Source organism: Devosia elaeis (assembly GCF_001650025.1).
In the GTDB taxonomy this organism is placed as follows: domain Bacteria; phylum Pseudomonadota; class Alphaproteobacteria; order Rhizobiales; family Devosiaceae; genus Devosia; species Devosia elaeis.
Genome location: NZ_LVVY01000063.1, coordinates 102649 through 111099 on the forward strand (window position 1 = coordinate 102649; position 8451 = coordinate 111099).

The window sequence follows — 8451 nt, forward strand, 5'->3', positions numbered from 1 at the left end:
GCAAGGACGCATTGCCACAGGGACCTCTTGCCTCAGGGCGGTTCGCCGCATGAGCGAGCCGATTGCCGATTTCGCCGTGATCGGATCGACGCCGCTGGCGCGCCTGCTGGCGGGGCGACTCGCGGGCAGCCATGGCCGAAGCGTGCTCTATATGGGCGAGAGCCAATCCTCCTATCGCCTGCCGCGCGGACTCGACCTCTCGGTCGCGCCGATCACCCGGCCGGAAAGCTGGGCCATGCTGCGCCAGGGAATCGGGGAAACGGTCAAGCTCATCGGCCGCATTGCCGGGCGTGGCGCCTGGAGCCATGTCGATCCCCTGTTCTTCGCCGGAGACCCGGCCACAGCTGAGGCATTGGGGCATATGCGACACATGGCGCTGGGCTTTGGCATCGCAGCCGAGCCGGCGGCGCCCACAATGCCGGTCGCGCATCGCTCCGGCATCGTGCTGCGCGACGCCTTGCGCCTCAACCGGCCGATCATCGAGCCCGCTTTGGACCAATGGCTCGAGCGTGAAGGCGTCCGCCGCCTCGCGCCCGAAGGCGTGACCATCGCCGAGGACGGCAGCGCCGTTCTGCAGGCCGGCGGCGCCCGTTTCGAGGCGCGCCAGGCCATCCTGGCCGATCATGACGCGATCCTGGCCCATCTGCCCCCGGCGCAATGGCCGGTCCTGCTCCGCCGCCATCCGGCATCCTGCATCCTCACCACACCCGCCCGGCCCTTGCCCACGCCGGTCATGCTGGAAATCCAGTCAGGCATCACCCTGCTGCAACAGAATGAAGGCGGCATCGCCGCCATCGGGCTTCAGGACATGGCGAGCTTTTCGGGTCGCATCCAGCTTCTGCTCGGCCGCGACAGGCAGGTCGAACAGGCCGGCCAGACGAGTTTTTCCGCCCTGGCCACCAGCGACGGCGCGCCGGCGCTCGGCCGCGTCGGCACGGTCGGCGCCGATGTCGTTGCCGGCATGGGCATGGCCGGTGCTTTCCTTGCCCCTGCCCTTGCCCGCTGGCTTTGCGGCGAGGCGTCGCCCTTCGAGGCGGATTGGTTCGGGGCGCGCCTGGTTTCCCGCGCGCCGCATGGCCCGTCCGTCGCCGAGTACGCGCCCCATATCTCGGGTACTGCGCCATGAGGCCGCAGCTCAACCGCCTCGACAAGGATCAGGCCGGCAATTTTTCCGGCAGCTTCATCGACCGGAGCCGCCCCTTGCGCTTCCGCCTCGATGGCCGACTGGTCTCGGGCTTTGCCGGCGACAGCGTGCTGAGCGCCGTCATGGCCTCCGGCATCGACACGCTCGGCACCTATCGGGATGTGCCCATCGCGCTCGGCCCCAGCGCCAATCCGGCCATCCGGCTCGCCGGGCGGGCCGATGAGCCGCAGCATGCCCTGCCCATGGCCCGTACGCCGGCCATCGCGGGCGCCGAATTCGTCACCTGCGGCATCCGGCGCAGCAATCCCCTGGCGCGCCTCTTCCTGCCCGGCCGCACGCTGGGGTTGGAACTGGACGAGCCGCATGCGCTCGACCGCCCCTGGCGGCGGCTTGCCGGCACCCCGTCCGCCTCCAGCGATCTCGTCGTCATCGGCGGCGGCGTCGCCGGCATGGAGGCCGCTCTGACGGCGGCCAGGGCGGGCCTGAGCGTCACCCTGGTCGAGGCCAGCGCGCAGCTCGGCGGACATTCGGGTCTGTTCGGCACCCAGGAGGGGGAGGACAATCCCGAGACCGACATGGCCCGGCGGCGCGACGCCATCGCGGCGAATGATGCGATCACCGCACTCACCCACAGCCATGCCTATGCGGTCCGGCCCGGCCTCGTCCGCATCCATCGCGTCGAGGTAAAGGAGGGCAAGCCGCAGGGCAGCGTTCTGGATTTGCCGGCACGCCATATCGTCCTTGCCACGGGTGCGCTGGAACGGCTGCCCATTTTCGCCGGCAACCGGCTGCCCGGCGTCATCGGCACGAGCGACGCGCATGCTCTGGCCTCGCGCTACGGCGTCTGGCCGGGCGAGGCGGCCATATTGGCCACGGGCAGCAATGTCGCCTATCGGCTGGCCATTCTCGCCAGCGATGCCGGCATCGCCATTGGCCGCATCCTTGACAGCCGGCCCAATCCGAGCTCGCGGTTCATCGCTTTCAGCCGCGCCTATGGCATGGTGCAGACGCCCGGCGCCGCGCCACGATCGGCGGGATTGATCAAGGCCGGCGGCACGCTTTCGGTTCATACCGACCAGGCCGGGACCGAACCCATGCTGACCGGACGCCTGCTGGTCTGCGGCGGCTGGCAGCCGGACCTCACTCTCTGGCACCTCGCCGGTGGTCGCAGCCGCTGGCATGGACGACATCACCGGATCGAGGCGGAAGGCGGCCTCGACGGCATCGCCCTGGCCGGCAGCGCCGCCGGCTATTTCACCCGGCGCGGCTGTATCGAAAGCGGGCAGGATGCCGTCAATGCCCTGCTCGGGCGGCCTCGCGCCCCGGTGCAGGACCCCGTGATCGACCCGATCCATGAAAGCCCCGATGCGCCCGCCACCATCACCGAGCCGCCGGACGATGCCGCCCCGGCCTTCCTCGACAGCGGCCGGGAATTCCTGCAAAGGCCGTCGCCCCCGCCCCGATCCTGGACATCGATCTTCCGGCGCCGGCCGCCCCGCAACGGGCTGGTCGCGCTCTCGGAAGCGCCACAGCCCCTGGCCATCGGCGATGTGGCGGCCGGCGTCGATCTCGGCCTGATCCCGCCCGATGCCGCCGGCATCGTGGCCCAGGAACGGGTGGCCCTGGTGCCGCTCCTGCCGCCCACAGCGACAATTCCGCCGCCCGAGGACGAGGCTGTGGCCGAGCCGGTGCCGTCCTATCTGGAAGGGCGCTTCGGCGGGGATGCTGTCCTGGTCCGAATCGTGCCGGCAGAGCCGCGCCGGCTCGAAACCGGCGCTCTCATCTATCGCAATTCCGATGCGGCAAACCCGCTCCAGGCGGTCGGCGTCGTCCTGCGCCCCGACGGCGATGCGGCTCTCGCCCTGATGCACCGGCACATATCGCGCGCCGGCCTGCCGGTCAGCGTGCGCGACCAGGGCCGCGCCATCGCGGCGCGCATCGAAAGTCCGGAGAACTAGCCCCGCCGCTCGGCCGCGATGCGGGCGCGCTTGAGCGTTTCGGCGTAGTCGGCGTTGAAGCGTACTTCGGCCATCTTGATCGCGGCGTCGAGGCGCAGGCCGGTCATCGCGTCGCCCGGCATTCGCCGCAGCTGGTCGAGATTGCGCTGGATATGCAGTTCCAGGGCCTGGCCCGATTGGCTCCAGGCCTGGTCGAATACCGCGTTGAGCGCCAGCGAATCCCGGCAATCGCGCACGGCGGACAGCAGATAGACGCCGCTGATGGCGGCCAGCATGCGGTCGTTGTCGATGCGGTCGGCGCCCTCGCGCGGGCGGCGCATGGCCTGGTTGAGGTCGGTCACCACTTCCTTGAGGCGCGGCTCGATCCGGTCCGAAACCAGCTTGGTTACCGTGGAGAGCACCTGCGTGGCGCGGCTGCCGCGCTCGAACTCGATATAGCCGGTCAGCGCCCGCACCAGCCGGTGGAACCGGTCGAGGCCGCGGCAGACCAGGTCGACATCGGCGAAAGGCCCGGCCAATTGCACATGGTGCAGCTGGTTCTGCGCATGCGCCAGGCAGGCTTCGAGCAACGGCGTGAAGCCGGTGCGCGCCAATGTCGCCTCCTTGGCATTGCCCGAAAGCTTGATGGCGGCGGCGATCAACCGTGTGGGATTGGCCACCTGCCCCACGGCCGCATGGAAAAACAAGGCGGCCATTTGCGGATCGGACAGCGGTATGGATTGCAGCGCCGCGCCCAGCGCCCCATCATCGGTGATGGCATTGACCGCCTTGCCGAAGCCCTGCGCCTTGCCGAGCAGCATGCGGGCGCGCAAGGCGGCCAGCACCACATTCAGTTCGTCACGGGCATTGTCGCGGCCGAATTGCGCGCGGAAGCGGCGCATGGCCTCGTTGTCGGCATCGAAGCCGGCCAGGGCCCGTTTCGCACGGATGAGGATTTCGGCTATGACCGGCTCCAGATCGGCCGGGCGCAGCGTACCCTGCTCCACCGCGTCGGCGGAAATCAGATCGGGGCAGAGATCGCGCGCGATCCAGGTCCAGGCGGCCATGCCCCCCTCGCGCACCACTGATCCGGCAAAGGGATAGAGTACCGGCTCATCCACCAGCACCGCATCGATCATGCCGCAGAATGGCCGGCTGATGGCCGCATTCGGGCGGGCCGGCGCCTTGACGGCGCCGGGAACGGCGGCAGCGATGCTCTGGGCAGAGGGACGCATCAGGGCTCATGGGAGGGTGGACGTCGCTGTCCACCCTATTACCGCCCTGTTAAATAATCCTTTTCGAGGATGACTGGATCAGGCGGTGCCCTGCACCACGTTCCAATTGCCGTTCTGCTCGCGGCAGGCCGTGCCCTTGCGGACATAATCGGTGCCATTGACTTTCACCGTATGGGTGAAATCGCGGCAATCGAGATTGTTCACGCGCACATAGGGGCCCACGGCCACCGAACCGGTCGTGCCGCGGTCGCCGGCCCATTGGCGCGGCGCGCCGGGACGGCCGAATTGCAGCGCATAGAACTGGGCGCTGTTGGCCTCGTTGGAATCCTTGGCCGTCATCAGGGCCAGAGCGGCGGGATCGACGAAGCCATTGGCGATGCTGGTGGTCAGCCGCGCCGTCTGCACGTTCTGCGCCGAGGTCGGCACCATGGGCTGCACCACGACCGGCTGGGCCTGCACCGGCGCCTGGGACACCTGGGTCGTCGTGGCGGTGCTGGAGCAACCGGCCAGCGCCAGGGCGAAGAGCGGGAGAGCAAAAAGCGTCGAACGATTCATCTGTTGTGGCCTTATGGGTGCATTCAATGGGTTCATGTTGGCGTATTGCGGCGAAAGTGCGTCAACTTCCCGGCATGCGGGCCGTCCCCCCAAGCCGCGCGGTCGGCAGGCGCAATTCCGCCAGCAGCCCACCCAGCGCCGAACGCTTGAGCTCCAAGCTGCCACCATAGACATCGACCAGTTCCTTGACGATATCCAGCCCCAGACCGGTTCCGGGCGTTTTCTCGTCCAACCTGACGCCGCGGCGCAACACTTTGTCGACATCCGCCTCGGACAATCCGGGCCCGTTGTCGTCGATGCGGATCAACAATTGGCTGCCCTTTTCGCCGCGCTCGGCGGACAGCGACACCTCGACCTCGCCCCCGGACCATTTGCAGGCATTGTCGAGCAGGTTGCCGGCCATTTCCTCCAGATCCGCCTCGTCGCCGCGGAACCAGGGCAGCGCCTTGCCCCGGGGCTCGAAGGCGATGGCGATGTCGGGATGGATTTTCCGCATCACCCGCGTCAGGCGCTCCAGGGTCGCGACCGCATCGGTTTTCTTGCCGACCACCGAGGTGCGCGCCGCCAGCCGCGCCCGTTCGAGATAGGTGGCCACGATATTGCTCATCTTCTCGGTCTCGGCCGAAACCACTTCGGCCAGAGGCCCCTTGCCCGCCCCGGCCTCGTTACGCAGCACGGCGATGGGGGTCTTGAGGCCATGGGCCAGGTTGCCCACCTGGCTGCGCGCCCGCTCGATGATCTGGGCATTGGAGCGCAGCAGCTCGTTGACCTCCTCGGCCAGCGGGGCGATTTCGGTGGGATAGGTGCCCGACACCTCGGCGCTGTCGCCCTCGCGCACCGCCTCCACCGCCTGACTCAGCCGCGCGATCGGTCGCAGCGCGATACGGGCTATGATGGCGCTCATCACCGCCAGCATGATGCCGACGGCGCCGAGCACGATGAAGGCCTGGCCGCGGAAATCGTCGACCATGGCCAGGATTTCGGTGAGATTTCCGGCCACGGTGATGCGGTATTCGTCGTCGCCGAGCGAGACGACCCGCTCCACCATGCGCAGCCTGGTGCCGAAGGGATCGTCGATCACCTCGGTGCTGCGCCCCAGCGCGTCGGCGGCGGTGCCCACGGCCTGCAGGTCGATGCCGACCACGGATGTGGAGAGATTGACCAGGTTGCCGTTCCCGTCATGGATGATCCAGTACCAGCCCGAGCGCGGCCGCTCGAAGCGCGGGTCGGCCAGGGCGATATCGGGGTCCTGCGGATCGCGGGTTTCGAGCAGGGCGCCGGTCAGGCTTTCGATCTGGAAATCGAGCGTCTGGGTCAGCGTCGTGTCGAGCGCCCGGGAATAGAGGTCGGTGAGCAGGAAGCCGGTGGTCACCAGCGCCAGCACCAGCCAGCCGGCCGAAAGCCAGAACAGCGAGGCCGCGATCGAACCCTTACGCAGCATGGGCAGTATCCGGCAAGGCGGCGCGGCATCGGCCGGACGGTATCAAGGATCAGTCCCCGATGATCTGGTAGCCCAGCCCGCGCACGGTCTGGATGCAGTCGTCCGGCAGCTTCTTGCGCAGCCTGCCGACGAAAACCTCGATCGTATTGCTGTCGCGGTCGAAATCCTGGTCGTAGAGATGTTCGGTCAGCTCGGTGCGGGAGATGACCTTGCCCTTGTGATGCATGAGATAGCTCAAAAGGCGCAATTCGTGGCTGGTGAGCTTGATCGCCTGCCCGTCTACCGTCACCTTGCCCGAGCGCGCGTCGAGACGCACCGCGCCGCAGACGATCTCGTTGCTGGCATGGCCGGCCGCGCGGCGCACCAGGGCCCGCACCCGCGCCAGCACTTCCTCCATATGAAAGGGCTTGGCGACGTAATCGTCGGCGCCGGCATCGATCCCCTGGACCTTGTCGCTCCACCGGTCGCGCGCCGTCAGCAGCAGCACCGGCGTGGTCTTGCCGGCGCGCCGCCATTCTTCCAATACGGAGAGCCCATCCATCTGCGGCAGGCCGATATCGAGGATGATCGCGTCATAGGGCTCGGTATCGCCCAGGAAATGACCTTCCTCGCCATCGAAGGCGACGTCGACGGCATAGCCCGCCTCCGTCAGCGCCTCTTTCAGCTGCCGGTTGAGATTGGCATCGTCTTCAACGACCAGAATACGCATCGCAGCCCCCCGCCAGACGTCTCGCTATTGCGCGCTCAATGTCAGGTTCCGGGCCTGACCGTCCGGCGCGAGCACACCGATAACATATACCAATCTGCCGCCCTGGTCACAGACCTGCACGTTGAGAATTTCGGCGCCGGGATCGACGCCGCCCGAGGCGAGCACCGCATCGAGCGACATGATCTGTCCGGAAGCGACCGCCTCCTGGATCTGGCGCTTGTCGAGACAGGCCTGGGCCTGCGCCGAACCGGTGCCGGCAACAGCCAGCGCCAGGGCCAGCGCCAGGGCAATGGAAGCGGAGGGTTTGGGGGCTTTGGTTTTCATATCCGGATCAATAGCGGTTGCTTGCTGAATGGGACATGAATGAGGCGGGCGCCACATCCTGTCCACAATCGGTCATGCCTTGCCGATATCACCCTTGAGCCCGCGGCGCAGGAAAATGACGGCCAGGGCTTCGAGCATCAGGCTCCCCGCCGAACCGCCATCCAGCGCCGGAAGCTCGATACCCAGGATTTGGGCGAGGCCGGCCAGCAGCATGATTGCTGCCACGATATAGGTCTTGTAACCGGCAAGGACATGCATGTTCCCGTCTCCTGATGGGATTGTGATCGATTTGGGGGCCACGGCCAGGGCCGCCGCCCGGATGGAGGCGACGCGGCTGGTCCAGCCGCGCCCGAAGATTGCGAAAGTGGACAGCGCCCTGAGAAAGCCGAGCCGGCGGTCGCAGAGCGCGTTGATCACCGTTCGCGCATCGGCCCGGGCCGCCGCACCGATGGTCAGCGGCCCGACCAGCCCGTCCGTCACCACGCCCAGCACGGCCTGCAGCGCCTTCACCGCCCGGTCGGGGCCGGAATTGACCGCATAGTCGAACAGGGCGAGATCGATGCCCGCCGGCAGGTCGCCGGCGCGGCAGAGGTTCCAATAGCCCGCCTGGTAGATGCGCGCCGCCTCGCTGCGCGTCAGGCTCTGCACCGCGCTCTTGGGCAGGTCCCACCAGGGCGAGACATTGCGCCAGCGCGCCAGTGTCTTGCGGGTGATCCCCATATTGGTAGCCCCGCCCGGATCGGCGGGATGATCGACATAGCCGCCCTCGTGCCGCAGCACTTCGCTGAGGCAAAGCTCGAACCTGGTGTCAGCCATTGAATGCTCCCGATAGTGCATGGCCCGGCCCCAGGACCGGGCTCACCTGCGCGATGGTGAAGGTGAAGGCGGTGGCGGGACCGCCGAAATCGGCGGCCTGTTCGCCCGCGCCATAAAGGGCGGCGACATTGGCCGTCTCGATGGTCCGCACCGGCGTGCCGCCATCGAAAATGCGCAGGCGCCAGCGTTCCGGCGCATGCTCCAGCAAGGGTTCCGCCACGCCCCAGCCATCGCCATCGGCGCGGCTGCGGCGGGTCCAGGACAGCGCGATGGCGCCGTCTTCCCGCCGC

General features: G+C 67.9%; 9 protein-coding genes. 2 read left to right on the top strand and 7 right to left on the bottom strand.

Going from position 1 to position 8451, the window contains the following annotated elements:
* Positions 1-49: 49 nt before the first annotated feature.
* Both A3840_RS03565 and A3840_RS03570 read left to right on the top strand, forming a co-directional pair.
* Positions 50-1126 carry a hypothetical protein gene (locus A3840_RS03565; RefSeq protein ID WP_067451961.1) on the top strand — a complete coding sequence of 359 codons (1077 nt, stop codon included), beginning with the start codon at positions 50-52 and terminating at the stop codon, positions 1124-1126.
* Complete coding sequence (locus tag A3840_RS03570) at positions 1123-3102, top strand: FAD-dependent oxidoreductase (protein ID WP_067451964.1); 1980 nt, start codon at positions 1123-1125, stop codon at positions 3100-3102. Before A3840_RS03565 ends, A3840_RS03570 begins: the two co-directional genes overlap by 4 nt.
* On the opposite strand, the gene A3840_RS03575 is transcribed toward A3840_RS03570, so the two are convergent.
* The 7 genes from A3840_RS03575 to A3840_RS19575 all read right to left on the bottom strand — a co-directional run.
* Positions 3099-4316 (bottom strand): hypothetical protein, encoded by a 1218-nt coding sequence (locus A3840_RS03575; RefSeq protein WP_067451967.1) that lies wholly within the window; start codon positions 4314-4316, stop codon positions 3099-3101. The genes A3840_RS03570 and A3840_RS03575 overlap by 4 nt on opposite strands.
* Before the next feature lie 78 nt (positions 4317-4394).
* On the bottom strand, positions 4395-4871 hold the full coding sequence (locus tag A3840_RS03580) for an RT0821/Lpp0805 family surface protein (RefSeq protein WP_067451973.1): 477 nt from the start codon (positions 4869-4871) through the stop codon (positions 4395-4397).
* Between the two features lie 61 nt (positions 4872-4932).
* On the bottom strand, positions 4933-6312 hold the full coding sequence (locus tag A3840_RS03585) for a sensor histidine kinase (protein ID WP_067451976.1): 1380 nt from the start codon (positions 6310-6312) through the stop codon (positions 4933-4935).
* Between the two features lie 49 nt (positions 6313-6361).
* Positions 6362-7021 (bottom strand): response regulator transcription factor, encoded by a 660-nt coding sequence (locus A3840_RS03590; protein WP_067451979.1) that lies wholly within the window; start codon positions 7019-7021, stop codon positions 6362-6364.
* A 24-nt stretch (positions 7022-7045) separates the two neighbouring features.
* On the bottom strand, positions 7046-7345 hold the full coding sequence (locus A3840_RS03595) for a hypothetical protein (RefSeq protein ID WP_205633334.1): 300 nt from the start codon (positions 7343-7345) through the stop codon (positions 7046-7048).
* Between the two features lie 72 nt (positions 7346-7417).
* The gene (locus tag A3840_RS03600; RefSeq protein WP_067451981.1) at positions 7418-8161 is read right to left on the bottom strand and encodes a glycoside hydrolase family 108 protein; all 744 of its coding nucleotides are present in this window, start codon (positions 8159-8161) and stop codon (positions 7418-7420) included.
* A partial coding sequence (locus tag A3840_RS19575; protein WP_165603115.1) for a hypothetical protein occupies positions 8154-8451 on the bottom strand: 298 nt, incomplete at its 5' end. The genes A3840_RS19575 and A3840_RS03600, both read right to left, overlap by 8 nt.